The following is a 19,099-nucleotide window of genomic DNA, read 5'->3' as shown; positions in this document are numbered from 1 at the left end:
CCCGGCGCCCGCTCCGGCTCCGGCTCCGGCCGCCCCCGCGCCGGCCCCCGCCGCCGCTCCGGCCGCGGCGCCCGCCGCTGCTGACGCCGAGGGTGCGTACGTCACTCCGCTGGTGCGCAAGCTCGCCGCGGAGAGCGGCGTCAACCTGGCCACGGTCAAGGGCACCGGCGTCGGCGGTCGCATCCGCAAGCAGGACGTCGTGGACGCCGCTGCCGCCGCCAAGGCCGCCCAGGCCGCTCCGGCGCCGGCCGCTGCCGCCGCGCCGAAGGCCCCGGTCCTGGAGGCGTCGCCGCTGCGCGGCCAGACCGTCAAGATGCCGCGCATCCGCAAGGTCATCGGCGACAACATGCTGAAGGCCCTGCACGAGCAGGCGCAGCTCTCCAGCGTGGTCGAGGTGGACGTCACCAAGATCATGAAGCTGCGGGCCCGGGCGAAGGACGCGTTCGCGCAGCGTGAGGGCGTCAAGCTCTCGCCGATGCCGTTCTTCGTCAAGGCCGCGGTCCAGGCGCTGAAGGCCCACCCGTCCGTGAACGCGCGGATCAACGAAGCCGAAGGCACCATCACGTACTTCGACGTGGAGAACGTCGGCATCGCGGTGGACGCCGAGAAGGGCCTGATGACCCCGGTCATCAAGGGTGCCGGCGACCTGAACCTGGCGGGCATCGCCCGTAAGACGGCGGAGCTCGCGGGCAACGTCCGGGCCAACAAGATCAGCCCGGACGACCTGGCCGGCGCGACGTTCACGATCAGCAACACCGGCTCGCGCGGTGCGCTGTTCGACACGATCATCGTGCCCCCGAACCAGGTCGGCATCCTCGGCATCGGTGCGACCGTCAAGCGCCCCGTGGTCATCGACCACCCGGAGCTGGGCGAGACCATCGCCGTCCGTCACATGACCTACCTGACGCTCTCCTACGACCACCGCCTGGTGGACGGCGCGGACGCCGCCCGCTACCTCGGTGCCGTGAAGGCGATCCTGGAGGCCGGTGAGTTCGAGGTCGAGCTCGGCCTGTGAACATCACCGCTGACGCGGTAGCCAAGCAGTGACCCGGCGGCCCCGGCCCACTTCGGTGGACCGGGGCCGCTGGCGTGTTCGGGTTGTTTGGTGGGGCGGCTGTTTGTGGGATGCGGGAGCGGGGAGCCGGGTGTGGACGGGGCGGGGCCGGTCCGCGGCGGAGGGCGGCTGGTGGGACGACGTCACGCGGGGGCGGCAGGGGCAGGGGGCGATGTGGCGTACGGCGGCCTCGCTCGCGGGCCTCGCCGTACGGGGCCACTGCCGGGTGTCGCCGGGCCGTCGTCACGCGCCCCGGGGCCGCTCAAGGCCCGTGCCGGGCCGCCGCGGGGTCCCCGGGGCCCCGTTACCGAGATAATGGCCGTCGTTCACCGTGCCCTCCCCCCGTCCAGCGCACGGTGCCTGAACCCACTCCGGAAAGGTAGGGCACCACCATGACCCCGCCCGTCGTCCATTCGCTGCGCGAGCAGATCCGCGAGCACATCCTGAAGGGGATCATCAGCGGACGCTGGCAGCCGGGCGAGCGGATCGTGGAGCGCCACATCGCCGTCGAACTGGAGGTCAGCCAGACCCCGGTCCGCGAGGCGCTGCGCGAGTTGGAGTCCCTACGGCTGATCGAATCGGCACCCAACAAGGGCGTTCGCGTACGCAGTCTGACCGCCGCCGACCTGAAGGAGAGCTATCCGGTCCGGGCCGGGCTTGAGCAGGTGGCCGCGGAGTTGGCCGCCGACCGGCTGGCCGACGACACCACGGCCCTGGAGCGCGAGGTGGCGGCGCTGTGCGAGGCGGACCGCGCCCCGGACGGAGAAGCCCAGGTCAGGCACACCGTCGCCTTCCACCGCGAGATCGTACGGGCCGCCGGCAACAGCGTCCTGCTGCACACCTGGGAGTCGCTGGGCGTCGAGGTGTGGACGACGCTGTCCATCCGCTGGCTGAGCCCGGAACCGCGCTCGCACGCGCAGGAACACCAGGACCTGGTGGACGCCTTCCGCCGACGCGACCCCCGCATCGGCGAACTCATCCGCACCCACGTCCTGAGCTGCGCACCGCGGGTCTGAACTCCCCTGGTGCCCCGCGCACGGGCCCGGGCAACGACCGGCCGCGGCGGCTGAGCAGCGGGCGCCGCCCGCCCCGTCCCTCGTGCCGGTCCCGTCGCAGCGGCGACCCCCGAGGTCACCGCTCCTCCCCGAACGCCCCGTCCCCCGGCGCCCTGTTCGCCGGGTCGGCCGCGCCGCGGCGCGACGCCGGTGGCGCGCCGTCACCGGCTTCGGGCCGTGCACCGGATGGGGCTGGGCGATCCGCCCCGGCGCCCGGGCCCGCGGCACCGGTCCGAGGTGGGCGGGCGGCCTCCACCGGCCGGGGGCGACCGCGGCAGGCGGGCCCACAGTGGACCAGGCTCACGGCGGTGACCGCCGTGAGGAGTAACCAGAGCATGTGCACGTCCCGTCCTCCTGCTGCTCGTGGGTGACAAGGTTCCGTGGCCGGGCGGGCGAGGGCCGGTGGGTGGCGGCGCCGCCCAGCTCCCCGCCGCCCCGGCCAGCCCCGCCCCAACCCCGGCCCCCGCCCCGCTCCGGGTGGCCGGGCGGGGACCGGCGGGCACGCTGCGACCCCCCGACCGCAGCGGCCCGCCCACACCCCGCTCCGGGCCCGGGTCCCGGCGGGTGGGCAGGGTCCACGATGCCGCGCCCCGGCCCCCCGAGGCATCGGGCCACGGACGGCAACGGGGTACGCCGGCTGTAGCCCACGGGCGTAATCCTCCGGGCCGATGCCGCGCCGCGGCGGGGCCCGTACGATCCCGCCATGCCCATCACCGCGCGCCGCGGGCGCAGCCGCCCGCCCCGACCGGACGGCGCCGCGGGGTCCGCGCCCGCTGAGCCGCGCAAGCGCGTCCGGCCCGCCGTGCGGACGGCGCTGGTCTGGGGCGCGGCGCTGCTGCACCCGGTGGCGCTGTTCGCCGCGGTGCAGGAGGTACCGCGCCATGCGGCGGCGACGCGGATCACGCTGTTGCTCGCCGCCACGGCCCTCCCGTGGTGGCTGCTGCGGCGCAGCCCGGTGCCGGCCCTGCTGTTGATACTGACGGGTACTGTCGCCGCTTCGACGGCGTCGGAGCTCACGTGGCCCGCCGTCTACTGGCTGATCCTGGTGGGCGACGTGGCACTCGGCTACCTGGCGGCGCACAGACCGGGGCAGACAAGCCTGCTGATGGCGGCACTGACCCTGTACGCACAGGTCACCGCGGCGTCTGTGGGGATGCTCGCCAGCGACGACACCCTCAATGCCCTGGCGCTGTGCGCGCTGGCCGTGGTGATCGCCTGGACGATCGGGCGGACGCTGCGCGAGCGCCGCGAACACGCCGCGGCCCTGCGCGACCAGGCCGCGGCCCGGGCCGTCACCGCCGAGCGGCTGCGCATCGCCCGCGAACTGCACGACATGATCGCGCACAGCATCGGCGTGATCGCCATCCAGGCGGGCGTCGGCAGCCGGGTCATCGACACCCAGCCCGCCGAAGCGCGCAAGGCCCTCTCCGTCATCGAGGCCACCAGCCGGGAGACGCTCGCCGGACTGCGGCGGACCCTGGTCGCGCTGCGCCGCGGCGAGTCGGACACCGAGGGCGCGGTGGGCCCCCGCGAGCCCGCCCCCGGCCTGGCCGACCTGGGCCGGCTGGCCGCGACGACGGCGGACGCGGGCGTCCGGGTCGAGGTGCGGTGGGCGGGCGAGCGCACGCCGCTGCCGCCCGACATCGACCTGGCGGGCTACCGGATCGTGCAGGAGGCGCTCACCAACGTGATCCGGCACGCCAGGACCGACACCTGCCGGGTGACCGTCGCCTACCGGGAGGCGGCGGTGGCGGTCGAGATCACCGACGCCGGCCGCGGTGGCACGGTCGAGCCCGGTGCCGGCCTGGGGATCATCGGCATGCGGGAGCGGGTCGGCCTGCTGGGCGGCCTGTTCTCGGCGGGCCCCCGACCGGGCGGCGGGTTCGCGGTGACGGCCGAGTTGCCGGTGCCTGCCGGGGCGACCGGCCCGAGCGCGGCGGCAGCGGACGGGGCGGCGGCAGCGCCGGGGGTGGCGCGATGAGCGTGCGCGTCGTCCTGGCCGACGACCAGCCCCTGGTACGGGCCGGGCTGCGGGTCCTGATGGCCGATACGCCCGACATCGTGGTGGTGGGCGAGGCGGCGACCGGCGCCGAGGCCGTGCGGCTGGCCGCCGAGGTCACTCCCGACGTGGTCGTGATGGACATCCGGATGCCCGAACTCGACGGCATCGAGGCCACCCGTCGGCTCACGGCCGACCACCCGGGCGTCCGCAGCCTCATCCTCACCACCTTCGATGACGACGACTACGTGTACGCGGCGCTGCGCGCCGGGGCCAGCGGGTTCCTCGTCAAGGACATGGCGTTGGACAGCATCCTGGAGGCGATCCGGGTGGTCTCGGCCGGCGACGCACTGATCGCGCCGAGCGTCACCCGGCGGCTGATCGAGGAGTTCGCCGACCGCCCGGAGCCGACGCCGTCCCGGGCCCCGGCCGTCCTCACCGACCGGGAGCGCGAGGTGCTCACCCTGGTCGGCCGGGGCCTGTCCAACGCCGAGATAGCCGCCGAGTTGGGCATCGCCGTCGCCACCGCCAAGGCTCACGTCGCGCGGTTGTTCACCAAGCTCGACGCCCGCGACCGGGTCCACCTGGTCATCGCCGCCTACGAATGGGGCCTGGTCAGAACCGCCCGCTGACCCCGCCCAACCACCCAGCCCAAGCAACGCGCTCAACCCACTCAATCCACGCGCCCCGTCCACCGATCCCCCTCCTCAGCCCAAGAATTCCGGCACTCCGTGCCGGGCATTGCGACACCGCGTGCCGACTTTTGCGGTTTCGCCCGGGAATCATTGATCGATCATCGATCAGCGTCTTATCGTCGGTGCTGGGGCGCGACCCGGCCCTGCCTGCCGCCTTCGCTCACTTCGTCCGGAATCCGGAAAGGGGCTCCTCATGCCCGACGCCGTACGCCCGCCGTACAGTCAGCTCGACCAGCTCCCGGACCGGGACCCGCAGGAGACCGCCGAGTGGCGCGAGTCCCTCGACGCCGTGGCCAAGGCCGCCGGGCCGCACCGCGCCGGGTACCTGCTGCGCCGCACCCTGGAGCACGCCGCGCAGACCGGGACCCCGAGCCTGCCGCTGCTCCTGGAGACGGACTACGTCAACACGATCCCCACCGCAGCCGAGCCCGCGTACCCGGGTGACGAGGCGATGGAGGCCAGGATCACGGCGTGGAACCGGTGGAACGCCGCCGCGATGGTCACCCGTGGTTCGCGGCTCGGCCTCGGCGGCCACATCGCCACCTACGCCTCCGTCGCCTGGCTCTACGAGACCGGCTTCCAGCACTTCTTCCACGGCAAGGAGGGTGACCAGTCGGGCGACCAGCTCTACCTCCAGGGCCACGCGTCGCCCGGCATCTACGCCCGTGCGTTCCTCGACGGCCGGCTCACCGAGGCGCACCTCGACCGGTTCCGGCAGGAGGCGGGCAGCGGCGACGTGCCCGGCCTGCCGTCCTACCCGCACCCGCGGCGGCTGCCCTGGCTGTGGGAGTTCCCCACCGTCTCGATGGGCCTCGGCCCGCTGTCGGCCATCTACCAGGCCCGGTTCAACCGCTACCTGGAGCACCGCGGCATCAAGGACACCTCACGCTCCCGGGTGTGGGCCTTCCTCGGCGACGGCGAGATGGACGAGCCCGAGGCGACCGCGGCGCTGGCGCTGGCCGGCCGCGAGGGCCTGGACAACCTCACCTTCGTCGTCAACTGCAACCTGCAACGCCTCGACGGCCCGGTGCGGCCCAACTTCAAGATCGTGCAGGAGCTGGAGGCCCAGTTCCGCGCCGCCGGCTGGCACGTCATCAAGTCGCTGTGGGGCCACGCGTGGGACGACGTACTGGCCAGGGACACCGAGGGCGCGCTGCTGCGCAGGCTGCGCGAGGTGCCGGACGCCCAGTTCCAGACGTACGCCACGCGCGACGCGGGGTACGTGCGTGACCACTTCTTCGGTGCCGACCCGGCGCTCGCCGCGCTGGGCCGGGAGCTGACCGACGCGAAGCTGCTCGAACTGTTCCAGAGCTCGCGCGCCGGCCACGAGCCGCGCAAGGTGTACGCGGCGTACCGCGCGGCGGTCGAGCACAGCGGCGCCCCGACGGTGATCCTGGCGCAGACCGTGAAGGGGTACACACTGGGCCCCGGCTTCGAGTCGCGCAACGCCAACCACCAGATGAAGAAGCTCACGGGCAAGGAGTTCCGCGCCATGCGGGACCTGCTCGAACTGCCCATCCCGGACAGCGCCCTCAGCGACGAGCTGGTGCCGTACGCCCACCCGGGCGAGAACTCCCCCGAGGTGCGCTACCTGCGCGAGCGCCGGGCCGCGCTCGGTGGCCCCGCCCCGGCCCGCAAGGTGGTTGCAAAGCCGCTGCCGGCGCCGGCGGACAAGCCGTTCGAAGCGCTGTACAAGGGCTCGGGGACCCAGGAGATCGCCACCACCATGGCGTTCGTCCGGCTGGTGAAGGACCTCATGCGGGACAAGGAGACCGGCCACCGCTGGGTGCCGATCGTCCCCGACGAGGCCCGCACGTTCGGCATGGAGTCGCTCTTCCCCTCGGCCGGGATCTACTCCCCGGTGGGCCAGACGTACGAGCCGGTCGACCGTGACCAACTCCTGTACTACAAGGAGGCCAGGAACGGTCAGATCCTCAACGAGGGCATCACCGAGGCCGGCTCGCTGGCCGACTTCACCGCGGCGGCGACCTCGTACGCCACGCACGCCGAGCCGATGATCCCGTTCTACATCTTCTACTCGATGTTCGGTTGGCAGCGCACGGCCGACCAGTTCTGGGCGCTGGCCGACCAGTTGGGGCGCGGCTTCGTCATCGGCGCGACCGCGGGCCGTACGACGATGACCGGCGAGGGGCTCCAGCACGCGGACGGCCACTCCCATCTGATCGCCTCCACCAACCCCGCCGCGCTCTCCTACGACCCGGCGTTCGCCTTCGAGGTCGCGGTGATCGTCAAGGAGGGGCTGCGCCGGATGTACCGCCCCTCGCCCGGCGAGGACCCGGACGTCTTCTACTACCTGACGGTCTACAACGAGACCAAGGTGCAGCCCCCGATGCCGCCCGGCGTCGAAGAGGGAATCCTCAAGGGCCTCTACCGCTACCGCCCGGCCGACGCCCTCCCGGCGCCCGCCGGCGCGGCCCCCACCGCAGTGCCCACCGCCGAAGGTGACGCACCGCGCCTGCAACTCCTCGCTTCCGGCACGGCCATCCACTGGGCCCTTGAGGCCCAGCAGTTGCTGGCCGCGGACTGGGGAGTCGCCGCCGACGTCTGGTCGGCACCCTCTTGGACCGAGCTGCGCCGCGACGCCCTGTCCTGTGACGCGGCGCAGCTCAAGGGCGAGGATCGGGTCCCGTACGTCACCCGTGCCCTGGCTGGCGCACCGGGCCCGGTCCTCGCCGTCAGCGACTGGATGCGGTCGGTCCCCGACCAGATAGCCCCCTGGGTGGAGCAGGACTGGTCGTCGATCGGCACGGACGGCTTCGGCCTCTCCGACACCCGCGAGGCCGCCCGCCGCCACTTCGGCGTGGACGCCCCGTCGGTGGCCGTCGCAGCGCTGGCCGCACTCGCCAAGCGCGGCGAGGTCAAGCCGGAGACGGTGCGCGAGGCCAGGGAGCGGTACGGCCTCTGACCGGCCCGTACGCCACCGTCCGCGCTCCCTGCCCCGCGCCCGCGTGGAGCGGGGAGCGCGGGGTGGCGGGTGGCCTGGCGGGACCGGCCACCGGACGCCGCGTGGGCCCGCCAACCGGCCCCCGCCCGGTGCCAGGGCGGCGACTGTCAGTGGCCGCGGGCATGATGACCCCATGCGCGCGGCCCGACTGATCAAGATGGTGCTGCTCCTCCAGTCCCGGGCCTCGATGACGGGGGCCGAGTTGGCGGAGCAGTTGGAGGTGTCCGAGCGGACGGTGGCCAGGGACGTGCTGGCGCTGTCCGAGGCCGGTGTCCCGGTCTATGCCGACCGCGGCAGGGCCGGTGGGTACCGGCTGGTCGGCGGGTACCGCACGCGGCTCACCGGCCTGGGCCGGGCCGAGGCGGAGGCGCTGTTCCTCTCCGGGGTGCCCTCGGCGCTGCGCGAGATGGGGCTCGCCGACGCGGCCTCGGCGGCCCGGTTGAAGGTCTCGGCGGCCCTGCTGCCCGAGTTGCGCGACGCGGCGGACGGCGCGGCCCAGCGCTTCCACCTCGATGCCCCGAACTGGTACCACGAGCCGGACTCCCCGCCGCTGCTCCCCGAGATCGCCGACGCGGTGTGGGACGACCGTCGCCTCCTCGGCCGCTACCGCCGCGGCGGCACCGAGGTGGAGCGCGTGCTGGAGCCGTACGGGCTCGTCCTCAAGGCGGGCGTCTGGTATCTGGCGGCGCGGGTGGACGCGTCGTGGCGGGTGTACCGGGTCGACCGGTTCGCCGCGGTGGAGCCGTCCGGGGAACACTTCACCCGTGACCGGGACTTCGCCCTGCCCGACTTCTGGGCGGAGCGCGCGGCGGACTTCCTGCGCTCGATCCTGCGCAACGAGGTCATCCTGCGGCTCACGGAGCGCGGCGTACGCCTGTTGCCGCTCGCCACCGACCCGCTCTCCGCCCGCGAATCACTGGCCGCGTCCCCCACCCCCGACGCCCGCGGCTGGACCACCGTGACCCTGCCCGTGGAGACCTTCGACGTCGCGTACGAGCAACTGCTCAGGCTCGGCCCGGAGTGCGAGGTCCTGGAGCCGCCGGAGCTCCGCGCCCGGATGGCGGCGGCCCTGGCGCGCGCCGCCGCGCTGTACGACGCGGTGGATTGACTTCCGCTCCCCGGGCTTTAGCCCGGGGAGCGGAAGTCAAGAACCGCCGATGCCCACGCTGCCAGCACCCGGCAGCAGCCCCCGACGGCCGGCGGGCCCCTACCGATAGTCCTCCGCCCGGCCGTCCCGGCCGCCGAAGACGACGTCTTCGAAGTAGCCGAAGGCGTCCGGTTGGGAGCCGTCGGTGTCGCGGAACCCGTAGACCTTGGCCAGTTGACCGCTGGAGAGCGAGGCACCGGTCCAGCGGGCCCGGTCCGGGTCGGCGGCGAGTGCGGCGACCGCGCGGCCGATGTACGCCGGGGACTCGGCGATGGCGAAGTGCGGCTCCTGCTCGACCGCGTCCCGCCAGGTCGCCTCGGTCACGCCGAAGTGGTCGAGCATCTCCTCGGAGCGGAGGAATCCGGGCGAGAGGCTCACCGCCGTACCGCCGTACTCCTTCAGCTCCTCCGAGATCCCGAACGCGGCCCGGATCGGCACGTTCTTGGTGATGTCGAAGAAGAGGTTGTTCCGGTAGGTCCGGTTGAAGTCGGCCGTGCCGTCCGTCACCTCCACCACCAGTCCCCCGGGCTCCTTGATGACCAGCGGCAGCGCGAAGTGCTGGGTGATCAGGTGCGTGTCGATGCCCAGGCGCAGCATGCGCAGCCCCTTCTCCAGGTCCACCTCCCACGCCTTGGTGTCGAACTCGATCAGCCGATCGCCGCCCCAGACCCCCACCACCAGGATGTCGAGCCGGCCGTGTTCCGCGTCGATGCGCCGCACCAGGTCGCGTACCTGGTCGGGTTCGAGGTGGTCGGTGCGGACGGCCAGGCCCGTGCCGCCGGCGGCCGTGACCAGTTCCGCCGTCTCCTCGATGGTCTCGGTGGCCCGCCCCACCTCGCTCAGGGCGGTTCCGGCGCCGGCCGCCTCGCGCGAGGTGCGGCCGGTGACGTACACCGTCGCCCCCGCCCCGCCCAGCGCCACGGCGATGGCCCGACTCGCGCCCCGGGTCGCGCCCGCGACCAGTGCCACCTTGCCCGTCAGGGTGCGTACGCCCTCGGTCTCCACGTCAGATGTCCCTTTCGTCCAGGCCCCGAAGCGGGCCGCGCACGACTGTGCCGAAGAAAGCGGTCATCTCCTGTCGTGATTGCGGCGCGGCTACGACGAGTTTTCCGCTCCCGGCCGCCGGCCGCCCGCCGACCACGCCCCGGCCCCCACCCGAGCGGGCGCATAACGGACCGGCCCGGGTGCGGTAACGACACAGCAGCATCCGGGTTGCTCGGCGTGCACGGCCACCGGACAGGGCCGATGCTGGTCCCTGTGATGGACGAGACGGAGTTCTGGGCGTTGATCGACGCCTCGCGCGAGGCCGCCGACGGCGACCCCGACGCGCAGGCGGACCTGCTCATCGACCGGCTGGTGCAACTCGACCCGGACGCCGTGACCGACTTCGCCCGCCACTTCGAGGCGCGCTACAACCGCGCCTACCACTGGGACCTGTGGGGCGCCGCCGCCGTGCTCCTCACCGACCCGAGCGAGGACGTCTTCGAGGACTTCCGCTGCTGGCTGATCGGCCAGGGCCGGGAGGTCTTCGAGGGGGCCCTGTACGACCCCGACGACCTCGCCGACCTCGTCGGGGACTTCGACCCCCGTACGGACGGCGACGCGGAGGACCTCGGGTACGCGGCCGACGAGGCGTACGAGCAGCTCACCGGGGCCGAGACGCCGGACCTCGGCCTCCCGGAACCGGCCGACGAACCCGCCGGGACCCCCCTGGACCTGACCGACGAGAAGGCCCTCGCGGAGCGCCTCCCCCGGCTGTGGGCCCGCTTCCGCGACGGCGGCGCGGGCTGACCCCGCCGCCGCTAGACGCTCCGCCCCATCAGCACGTCGTCCACGTACGCGCCGGCCAGCAGGAACTCCCCGGGCAGCACGCCCTCGACCACGAACCCCTCGGCCTCGTAGAGCCGGCGCGCCGCCGCGTTGTGACCGAGGACGCGCAGGGTCAGTCGGGACGCGCCCTGCCGCCTGGTCTCCGCGCACGCCGCGCGCAACAGGGCGCGCGCCGCTCCGCGCCCACGGGCCCACTCCTCCACCGCGAGCCCCTGTATCTGCCGTACGTGGGCGTTGGACGCGAGCGGCGTCGGCGGGCACAGCCGGATGTATCCCGCCACCCTGCCGTCCACCTCGGCCACCAGGTGCTGCGCCGGCGGGTGGTGGTCGGCGAAGAAGGAGCCGAACGGGGCGCGCGGCGGCGGCTGTACGGAGTGCAGCGTGGACCAGATGCGCCGGTCGATGGCGGCCAGCACCTCGTCGTCGGCCCACCGGGCGGGGCGCACCCGTAGGGAGCCCGCGGCGCCGTCGTCCGCGGCGGCGGGGCGCGGCGCCGGCGGGGCGTCCCCGTCGCCGGCCGCCGGGCGCGACGGGGCGGGGCGCGGGGGCTCCGTGGTCGGTGTGGTGCGGGCGGTGGGGCCGTCGGCGCCCGGCGGCGACGGTTCGCCCGGTGTGGCGGAAGGTGCGGGAACGGGCTCGGACATGGCGGCCACTGTGCCATCCGGAACCCCGCGTCGGACAGCCCATTAACGCAGGCGACCGTGCCCGGCCCGCCGTGCCGCGCCCCCGCCGTGCCGCAGCGGGCCGCGCCGCGCCGCGTTCGGCCGCCGCCACACATCCCGACGCCGATCGGGGGCAGGATGGCGGGCATGCGTATTGCAGTCACCGGTGCGAGCGGCCTCGTCGGCTCCGCGCTCGCACACGACCTCCGCCGCGACGGCCACCACGTCGTACGCCTCGTGCGGCGCGCCCCGCGGACCGACCACGAGGTGGAGTGGGACCCGCACCGGCAGTGGGTGGACGCGCCCGGGCTGATCGGTTGTCAGGCCGTCGTGCACCTGGCCGGCGCGGGCATCGCCGACCGGCGCTGGAGCCCGGCGCGCAAGCGGGAGTTGCGGGACAGCCGGGTGCTGGGCACGGCCGCCGTCGCCGAGGCCGTCGCGTCCCTCGACACCCCGCCCGACGTACTGGTCTCCGGCAGCGCCATCGGTATCTACGGCGACACCGCGGACCGCAGGGTGGACGAGGACACACCGCCGGGGCACGGCTTCCTGGCCGATCTGTGCCAGGAGTGGGAGGAGGCCGCCGAACCTGCCGTGGAGGCGGGCATCCGCACCGCGTACGCGCGTACGGGGCTGGTCGTGGCGCGCGCCGGCGGCGCCTGGGGGCGGATGTTCCCGCTCTTCCGGCTCGGCCTCGGCGGTCGGCTCGGCTCCGGTGACCAGTACTGGAGCTTCATCGCGCTGCGCGACGAGGTGGCGGCCCTGCGGCACATCATCGAGACCGAGTCGCTGGCGGGCCCGGTGAACCTGACCGCGCCCAACCCGGTCACCAACCGCGAGGTCACCGCCGCCATGGGCCGGGTGCTCGGCCGCCCCGCGGCGCTGGCCGTGCCCCGCCCGGCGCTCCGCCTCGCGCTCGGCGAACTCTCCTCCGACGTACTCGGCAGCCAGCGCGTCATCCCCCAGCGCCTGCTGGACTCCGGCTTCTCCTTCGCCCACCCGGACATCGACGGCGCGATCGAAGCGGCCTGGTCGAACCGCTGATACCGGGCCCCGACCACCAACCACTGAGCCCCCCGGCCGACGGCCGTACGCAACCCCGGCACCACGCCCGCTCGGATCCGTACGCCACGAGGCCCCGGGGACCACACCCACCCGGAGCCGTACACCACAAGGTCCCCGGGGACCACACCCACCCGGAGCCGCACGCCGCGGAGACCACGCCCGGGCCCCCACCCCGGAAGGCCCGGAAAGCGACCCCAGGCGGAGCCCCACCCCGCCGCGGAGCCACTCCCCGGCGCCCCGGCGGAGCCGCCCCCACCCCCCTGGGGCACCGCCCCCTGCCGCACCCGCCGTACCCACCCCGCCCGCAGCGTCGGTGCGGGCGACCCCGTGCCCGCGCACCGGCGCCCCGTACCGTGCGCACCCCCGCCCCGTACGCCGGTGTGGCCCCATCGCGCCCCGGGGCCACACCGCGGTGGGGCTCACGCTCCCGCTCCGTCGCGGGCCCAGGTCACCGCAGGTGCCCCGGGCCGCCCGGCCGCGTCACCGGCTAGACGTGCGACCGCCGTGCGACCGTGCTCGGTCGGTGCGCGACTGCCGGGGCCCGGATTTCTCTCTACCGTCGAGTCCGGTTCACGCATCCTCACCGCCAGCCGAGGGCATCAGGCCCCCGACGTGGTGCAGCGACCTCGGGGAGGGGCACGTGCTCGGCAGTGCACACCACACGGACGTCGTCGTCGTCGGAGCGGGTCTCGCCGGCCTCGCCGCGGCCCAGCAACTGACCAGCGCCGGCCTCGCGGTCACGGTCGTGGAGGCCGAGCCCCGGGTGGGCGGACGCATGACGACCGACGAGGTGGACGGATTCCGGCTGGACCGCACCGGCCAGTTGCTCAACACCTCCTTCCCCGAGCTGCGCCGCACCCCTGGCCTGCGCGACCTGCCGCTGCGGCCCTTCTCGCCCGGCGTCCTGGTGCACGGCGAGGGGCGTACGCACCGCATCGGCGAGCCGCGGGGCACGGGCGGCGCGTTCGCCACGGCCCGGGCGCTGGCCACCGCGGCCCGCACGCCGCGCGCCGGCGGGCTCGACCAGGCCCGGCTCGGCGCGGCCCTCAGCCGCCTCGCCGCCGTGCCCACGCACCGGCTGCTCGCCCGCCCCGAGCGCCCGGCCGCCGCGGCGCTCTCGGTCCGCGGCCTCTCGTCGCGCACCGTCGACGGCTTCCTGCGCCCCCTGCTCACCGCGCTGCTCGCCGACCCGGACCTGATCACCTCAAGCCGTTGCGCCGACCTCGCCCTGCGCGGCTACGCACGGGGCCGGCTGTGCCTACCGGCGGGCGGCGCCGCCACCGTGCCCGAACTGCTGGCCGCCGCACTGCCGCCGGGCACCGTGCACACCGGGGTACGCGCCCTGTCGGCGGCCACCACCTCGGTGACCACGGCCGAGCACGGCGAACTGCGCTGTCGCTCGGTCCTGGTGGCAACCGGCGCCGAAGCAGCCGCCGCCCTGCTGCCCGGCCTGCGGCTGCCGGCCTTCCACCCGGTGACGGTGGTGCACTACGCCGCCGACGGCGCCCCGCTGGGCGAGCCCGCCCTCGTCCTGACCAGCGACCGGCGCGGGCCCGTCGCCTACACGGCGGTGACGAGCGAGGTGGACCCGGGGCGCAGCCCGGCCGGGCGGGCGCTGATCACCGCGGTCGTCCTGGGCGCCGCCGCGACGGCCCCGACGGCGGCGCTGGACACCGCCGTGCGCGGCCAGCTCTCCCGCGTCTACGCCACCTCGACGGCCGGCTGGTCCCTGCTCGGCGCCTTCCACGACCCGCAGGCGGTGCCGACCATGCCGGCCCCCCACGACCTGCGCCGCCCGGTGCGCCTGCTGCACGGCCTGTACGTGTGCGGCGACCACCGCGACACCAGCTCGGCCCAGGGCGCCCTGTACTCGGGCCGGCGGGCGGCCCGGGAGGTGCTGCGCGACTTCGGTCTCAAACCGGGCTGCGACCCGGCCCCGCTCAGCGCCGCGGCCTAGCCGGCCGGTGGTACGCGCCCTGCGGCGACAGCACCCGTACGGGAACGAGCCCGAGAGGCGGCGCGGGTACGAGAACGCCCACGGGGGGGCGGCAGCACACCGACGGCAGCGGGCGCGAGAGGCGGCAACGCGCGCACGAGAGCGCGTACGAGAAGCGGGAGCGCGCGTACGACAGACGAACGCCGAACGGAGCGCTGCGCCCGTTCGGCGTTCGTCATGTGGGGAGCCGGGCTCCCCACGGGTGCGGGGGCGGGGCCCCCGGGGTTCGGGAATCACCCCAGGGCCGCCACCCGCTCCCGATAGCCGCGCACCGGAGCGGCGTCCCGGTAGGGCTCTAGCCGCCGCTCGAAGTCACGGACGTACTCCACCGCGCGCACCGACCGCATCTCCGACGCCTGCTGCGCCGCCTCCGCGCCCAGCGCGCACGCCTGCTCCAACTCGCCGAGCCCGAGCCTGGCCGTGGCGAGCACCACCCGGCAGAAGACCCGGCTGCGGGCGAACCCGGTGCCGCGCAGTTGGAGCGAGCGCTCCGCGTGCTGGGCCGCGGCCCGGTACTGCTGGAGGTCGCGGTAGCAGTGCCCGAAGTCGTCCGCGAGCTGCGACTCGTCGAAGAACCGCGCCCAGTGCGGCACGTCGTCGCCCGGCCGCGCCGTCTCCAGCGCCCGCTCCGCCCTGGCCAGCGAGGCCGTGCAGGCGCGGGCCTCGGAGAGCACCCCGTGCCCGCGGGCCTCCGCCGCGTGCAGCAGGGCCTGCACGACCGGCGGCGCCCCGGAACCGACGCCCTGCTGGGCCACCCGCGCCAGTTGCACCGCCTCCCGCCCGTGCCCCAGGTAGACGGCCTGCCGACTCATCGTGACCAGCACGTAGCTGCCGTACGCCCGGTCGCCCGCGGCCTGCGCGAGCCGCAGCGACTGGACGAAGTAGCGCTGTGCCAGACCGTGCGCCGCGATGTCGTACGAGGTCCAGCCGGCCAGCCGGGTCAGATCGGCGACGGCGGCGAACAGCCGCCGGCCGATGGCCTCCCCGTAGCTGCCGCGGAGCATGGGTTCGCCCTCATGCTCCAGGTAGCGCACCAGGGCCTGCCGGGCGTGGCCGCCACCGTAGGCGTGGTCCAGGGCCCGGAACAGCTCGCCGACCGAACGCAGTGCGGCGATGTCACCGGCGGTCACCCGATGGCCGGGGCCGCGGTCGGTGCGGTCGGTGAGCCGCTGGCGCGGCACCGCCACCCGGTTCTGCAACGGCACGCGCGCGTGGCCCACGCCCGTGACGGAACCGGCCGCGCCCGGCGCCCCGGCGAGCGGCTGCCCGCCGCCCGGACCCGCTGCGCCGCCCTGGCCGCCCGCAGTTCCCGGGCTTGCCGTTGCGCCACCGCGCCCGGCCGCACCGGCGGGCGCGCCGCCGGGCCGGACACCGCCGGGGGCCACCCGGCCCGGGGGCTCCGCACCGCCCTGGGCGGGGCGTGCGGTGACGGGCATGCCGCGCGCCACGCGCTCGTCGGCCCGTCCGATCAGCCAGTCCCGGCTCGGGACCACGAGGCCGGCCGGGGTGAAGGCGATCTTCCGTAGTTCGCTGTGGCTGCCGGAGTCCTTCCGCCACAGCCCGCTGACGATGTCCACCGCCTCTTCGGGCGAGGAGGCGAACTCCAGCCCGGCGTAGACGGGGGCACATGCGTCGAGGCCGAGGTCTTGGGCAGACAGCCGTCTGCCGAGGCGCCGGGTGAAGACCTCGGCGATCAGTGCCGGGGTCGTACCGCGCGGCTGCTGCCCGCGCAGCCAGCGCGTCACCGACGTCTTGTCGTATCGCAGGTCAAGGCCGTGCTCAAGCCCTAGCTGGTCCACTCGCCGGGCGAGGCCGGCGTGCGAGAAACCGGCTTCGGAAATGAGCGCGGCGAGCTGACGGTTAGGGGTGTGCTGCGGGGATCGTTCCGTCATCAGCCTGCCGGTCTCCCTGGATCGCATCGCTCTGTGGAACGGCGTGAATTTAGCGGTTGACAGTGCCCTCCTCGCCACCTTCGCCCCACATTCATCCGATCGTGTGAGAAGCGATGAGATACGTAACGCGCATGTGCCGTCCGACCTGCTCCCTTGCAGGCCCGCGCGGGTCCCCGCGGGCGCGCGCCGCCCACCTCAGGCTTCGATCCCGCCTTGCGCCGGCCTCCGTCGGGCCTCCGGCGCGGCACGCCCGCGCCCCCGTCACGACCGGCTCCCGACACGGCTCGATCTCGCCCCCGCCCCCGTCCGCGCTCCGGCTCGGCGCGCCCTTCGCACGCCCGTGCCACCGGCGCACCCCTCGCCGCGCTCTCCTCCGCCCCTTGGCAGCCCCTTGGCCACCACTGCCGTCGTGTGGCGGCGCTCCCCTCACGCTCCCTGACCGGCGCGAAGCCCCGTACCGGCCCCGCCGTCGTCTCTCCTCCCACCGCCCGACCTGCGGCGAAACGGCGGCTGCGCCCCGGCGCCCGGCGCGGTGGGGCGGCGCCGGGCGTGGTGCCGGGACGGCCGCGTGCCGGCTGCCTCGGCCACCGCCGTACAGTGGCTGAGGCGCAACGGTTGCGAATGTGTTCGAAGGAGCTGCCATGGGGGTTCCCCAGCCAAGCGGAGATCAGAGCGAGCTGCGCTTCGTCCACCTGGGCTTCGGTGCGGAGGCCGTCGAGTACCAGGAGGCGTGGCAGCAGCAGCGCCAGGTGCACGCGGCCCGCTTCGCCGACGAGATCCCCGACACCTGCCTGCTGCTCGAACACCCCCCGGTATATACGGCGGGGCGGCGCACCGAGGACAGCGAGCGCCCGCTGGACGGCACCCCGGTGGTGGACGTGGACCGCGGCGGCAAGATCACCTGGCACGGCCCCGGCCAGCTCGTCGGCTACCCCATCCTCAAGCTGCCGCGCCCGGTGGACGTGATCGCCCACGTGCGCCGGCTGGAAGAGGCCCTCCTGCGCACCTGCGCGGAGCTGGGCCTTGAGACCACCCGGATCGAGGGCCGCAGCGGGGTGTGGGTGCTCGGCGACCCCGTCGAGCAGCGCCCGGCCATCGGCGGTCTGAGCCTGGACTTCGACCCGCGGCTGACCGACGACGAGTTCGACGCCCGGCTGAACGGCCCCGAGTACGCCCCGTCCAACGCGGGCCAGCGCCGTGAGGACCGCAAGCTGGCGGCGATCGGCGTGCGCATCGCCAAGGGCGTGACCATGCACGGCTTCTCGCTGAACTGCAACCCGGACAACACCTCGTTCGACCGCATCGTGCCGTGCGGCATCCGGGACGCCGGTGTGACCTCGCTCTCCCACGAACTCGGTCGGGACGTGTCGGTGGCCGAGGTGCTGCCGCTGATCGAGCGGCACCTGACCGCCGTGCTGGGCGAAAGCGTGCCGCTGCCCCGCGCCGGGTAGCTGCCGGGCGGCCAGGGCGCCGCCCCGTTGTTCCGCGCGAGCGGAATGCACCCCGCAGCTCACGGGTTGGTCTCGACAGAAGAGCACGTGTTGTACGGGCGTACCCTGGTGTTCGCCGAAGATTCGAAAGCCGCGCCAAGCGAAGTGGAGTGCCGGACGTGTCCGCAGTCGCACCCGATGGACGCAAAATGCTGCGCCTGGAGGTCCGGAACAGCCAGACCCCCATCGAGCGCAAGCCCGAGTGGATCAAGACCCGGGCGAAGATGGGTCCCGAGTACAACCAGTTGCAGAAACTGGTGAAGACCGAGGGCCTGCACACGGTGTGCCAGGAGGCTGGCTGTCCCAACATCTTCGAGTGCTGGGAGGACCGCGAGGCGACGTTCCTCATCGGCGGCGACCAGTGCACGCGGCGCTGTGACTTCTGCCAGATCGACACCGGCAAGCCGCAGGAGCTCGACCGCGACGAGCCCCGCCGGGTCGCCGAGTCCGTCCAGCAGATGGAGCTGCGCTACGCCACCATCACCGGCGTCGCCCGCGACGACCTGGAGGACGGCGGCGCCTGGCTGTACGCGGAGACCGTCCGCCAGATCCACGCGGCGATGCCGGACACCGGCGTCGAGCTGCTGATCCCCGACTTCAACGCGGTGCCCGAGCAGCTCGCCGAGGTCTTCTCCTCCCGCCCCGAGGTGCTGGCCCACAACGTCGAGACGGTGCCGCGGATCTTCCGCCGCATCCGCCCCGGCTTCCGGTACGAGCGCTCCCTCGAAGTGATCACCAAGGCCCGCGAGGCCGGCCTGGTCACCAAGTCCAACCTGATCCTGGGCATGGGCGAGGAGCGCGCCGAGGTCAGCCAGGCCCTGCGCGACCTGTACGAGGCGGGCTGCGAGCTGATCACCATCACCCAGTACCTGCGGCCCACGCCGCGGCACCACCCGGTCGAGCGCTGGGTCAAGCCGCACGAGTTCGTCGAGCTGAAGGACGAGGCCGACGCCATCGGCTACGCCGGCGTCATGTCGGGCCCGCTGGTCCGCTCCTCCTACCGCGCGGGCCGGCTGTACCAGCAGGCCGTCGAACGGCGTAACGCCGCGGTGCCGGCCCAGACCGCCTGACCGAGCCGCCGCGGCCCACCCGGCCCGGCCGCCCGCCGCTTCGGCTCTCCCCCGTGCGGCCCGTACGACCTGCGACTTCCACGCGCCCGTACGGGCCGCATCGGCGTTTCCCGCGGTTTGACCGGGCCGAAACCCGCTGCTAACACCGAAGAGCGACCGTAGCGGAGCAGCACGCATCC

Annotated in this window: 14 protein-coding genes; 11 read left to right on the top strand and 3 right to left on the bottom strand. The window is 74.4% G+C overall.

Annotation, left to right across the window (positions count from 1 at the left end; all coding sequences use genetic code 11):
• The 6 genes from sucB to ACMA1D_RS26045 all read left to right on the top strand — a co-directional run.
• Window positions 1-1,015, top strand: a 1,015-nt coding sequence (gene sucB, locus ACMA1D_RS26070; RefSeq protein ID WP_414726435.1) for a 2-oxoglutarate dehydrogenase, E2 component, dihydrolipoamide succinyltransferase, incomplete at its 5' end; no start/stop codon positions are given.
• Window positions 1,016-1,446: 431 nt separating this feature from the next.
• Complete coding sequence (locus tag ACMA1D_RS26065) at window positions 1,447-2,070, top strand: GntR family transcriptional regulator (RefSeq protein WP_349997574.1); 624 nt, start codon at window positions 1,447-1,449, stop codon at window positions 2,068-2,070.
• 742 nt (window positions 2,071-2,812) lie between these two features.
• Window positions 2,813-4,090: a sensor histidine kinase gene (locus tag ACMA1D_RS26060; RefSeq protein ID WP_414726434.1), complete on the top strand. Its 1,278-nt coding sequence runs from the start codon at window positions 2,813-2,815 to the stop codon at window positions 4,088-4,090.
• Window positions 4,087-4,740, top strand: a complete 654-nt coding sequence (locus ACMA1D_RS26055) for a response regulator (protein ID WP_414726433.1) — start codon at window positions 4,087-4,089, stop codon at window positions 4,738-4,740. The genes ACMA1D_RS26060 and ACMA1D_RS26055 overlap by 4 nt, the downstream gene beginning before the upstream one ends.
• 256 nt (window positions 4,741-4,996) lie before the next feature.
• On the top strand, window positions 4,997-7,729 hold the full coding sequence (gene aceE, locus ACMA1D_RS26050; RefSeq protein WP_414726432.1) for a pyruvate dehydrogenase (acetyl-transferring), homodimeric type: 2,733 nt from the start codon (window positions 4,997-4,999) through the stop codon (window positions 7,727-7,729).
• A 172-nt stretch (window positions 7,730-7,901) separates the two neighbouring features.
• Window positions 7,902-8,876: a helix-turn-helix transcriptional regulator gene (locus ACMA1D_RS26045; protein ID WP_414726431.1), complete on the top strand. Its 975-nt coding sequence runs from the start codon at window positions 7,902-7,904 to the stop codon at window positions 8,874-8,876.
• Window positions 8,877-8,975: 99 nt separating this feature from the next.
• On the opposite strand, the gene ACMA1D_RS26040 is transcribed toward ACMA1D_RS26045, so the two are convergent.
• Window positions 8,976-9,920, bottom strand: coding sequence for an SDR family oxidoreductase (locus ACMA1D_RS26040; RefSeq protein ID WP_414726430.1), 945 nt, complete (start codon window positions 9,918-9,920; stop codon window positions 8,976-8,978).
• 255 nt (window positions 9,921-10,175) lie between these two features.
• On the opposite strand from ACMA1D_RS26040, the gene ACMA1D_RS26035 reads away from it, so the two are divergent.
• Window positions 10,176-10,706, top strand: a complete 531-nt coding sequence (locus ACMA1D_RS26035) for a DUF4240 domain-containing protein (RefSeq protein WP_414726443.1) — start codon at window positions 10,176-10,178, stop codon at window positions 10,704-10,706.
• Window positions 10,707-10,717: 11 nt separating this feature from the next.
• On the opposite strand, the gene ACMA1D_RS26030 is transcribed toward ACMA1D_RS26035, so the two are convergent.
• A complete protein-coding gene (locus ACMA1D_RS26030) occupies window positions 10,718-11,191 on the bottom strand; it encodes an N-acetyltransferase family protein (protein ID WP_414726442.1) in 474 nt (157 codons plus the stop codon).
• Between the two features lie 354 nt (window positions 11,192-11,545).
• On the opposite strand from ACMA1D_RS26030, the gene ACMA1D_RS26025 reads away from it, so the two are divergent.
• The gene (locus tag ACMA1D_RS26025; RefSeq protein WP_414726429.1) at window positions 11,546-12,451 is read left to right on the top strand and encodes a TIGR01777 family oxidoreductase; all 906 of its coding nucleotides are present in this window, start codon (window positions 11,546-11,548) and stop codon (window positions 12,449-12,451) included.
• A gap of 661 nt (window positions 12,452-13,112) precedes the next feature.
• On the top strand, window positions 13,113-14,429 hold the full coding sequence (locus ACMA1D_RS26020; protein WP_414726428.1) for an FAD-dependent oxidoreductase: 1,317 nt from the start codon (window positions 13,113-13,115) through the stop codon (window positions 14,427-14,429).
• Between the two features lie 272 nt (window positions 14,430-14,701).
• Here the strand turns inward: ACMA1D_RS26020 and ACMA1D_RS26015 are convergent, their stop codons facing one another.
• Window positions 14,702-16,360: a regulator gene (locus tag ACMA1D_RS26015; RefSeq protein WP_414726427.1), complete on the bottom strand. Its 1,659-nt coding sequence runs from the start codon at window positions 16,358-16,360 to the stop codon at window positions 14,702-14,704.
• Between the two features lie 641 nt (window positions 16,361-17,001).
• Here ACMA1D_RS26015 and lipB point away from each other — a divergent pair.
• Together lipB and lipA are read left to right on the top strand one after the other, a co-directional pair.
• Window positions 17,002-17,811, top strand: coding sequence for a lipoyl(octanoyl) transferase LipB (gene lipB / locus ACMA1D_RS26010; protein ID WP_414726426.1), 810 nt, complete (start codon window positions 17,002-17,004; stop codon window positions 17,809-17,811).
• Between the two features lie 158 nt (window positions 17,812-17,969).
• The gene (lipA, locus tag ACMA1D_RS26005) at window positions 17,970-18,920 is read left to right on the top strand and encodes a lipoyl synthase (protein WP_349993121.1); all 951 of its coding nucleotides are present in this window, start codon (window positions 17,970-17,972) and stop codon (window positions 18,918-18,920) included.
• The last annotated feature ends 179 nt before the right edge of the window (window positions 18,921-19,099 follow it).

It is taken from the genome of Streptomyces sp. 796.1 (assembly GCF_047525675.1).
In the GTDB taxonomy this organism is placed as follows: domain Bacteria; phylum Actinomycetota; class Actinomycetes; order Streptomycetales; family Streptomycetaceae; genus Streptomyces.
The sequence above is the reverse complement of the archived record's forward strand: the minus strand, read 5'-3'. Positions and strand labels throughout refer to the sequence as shown.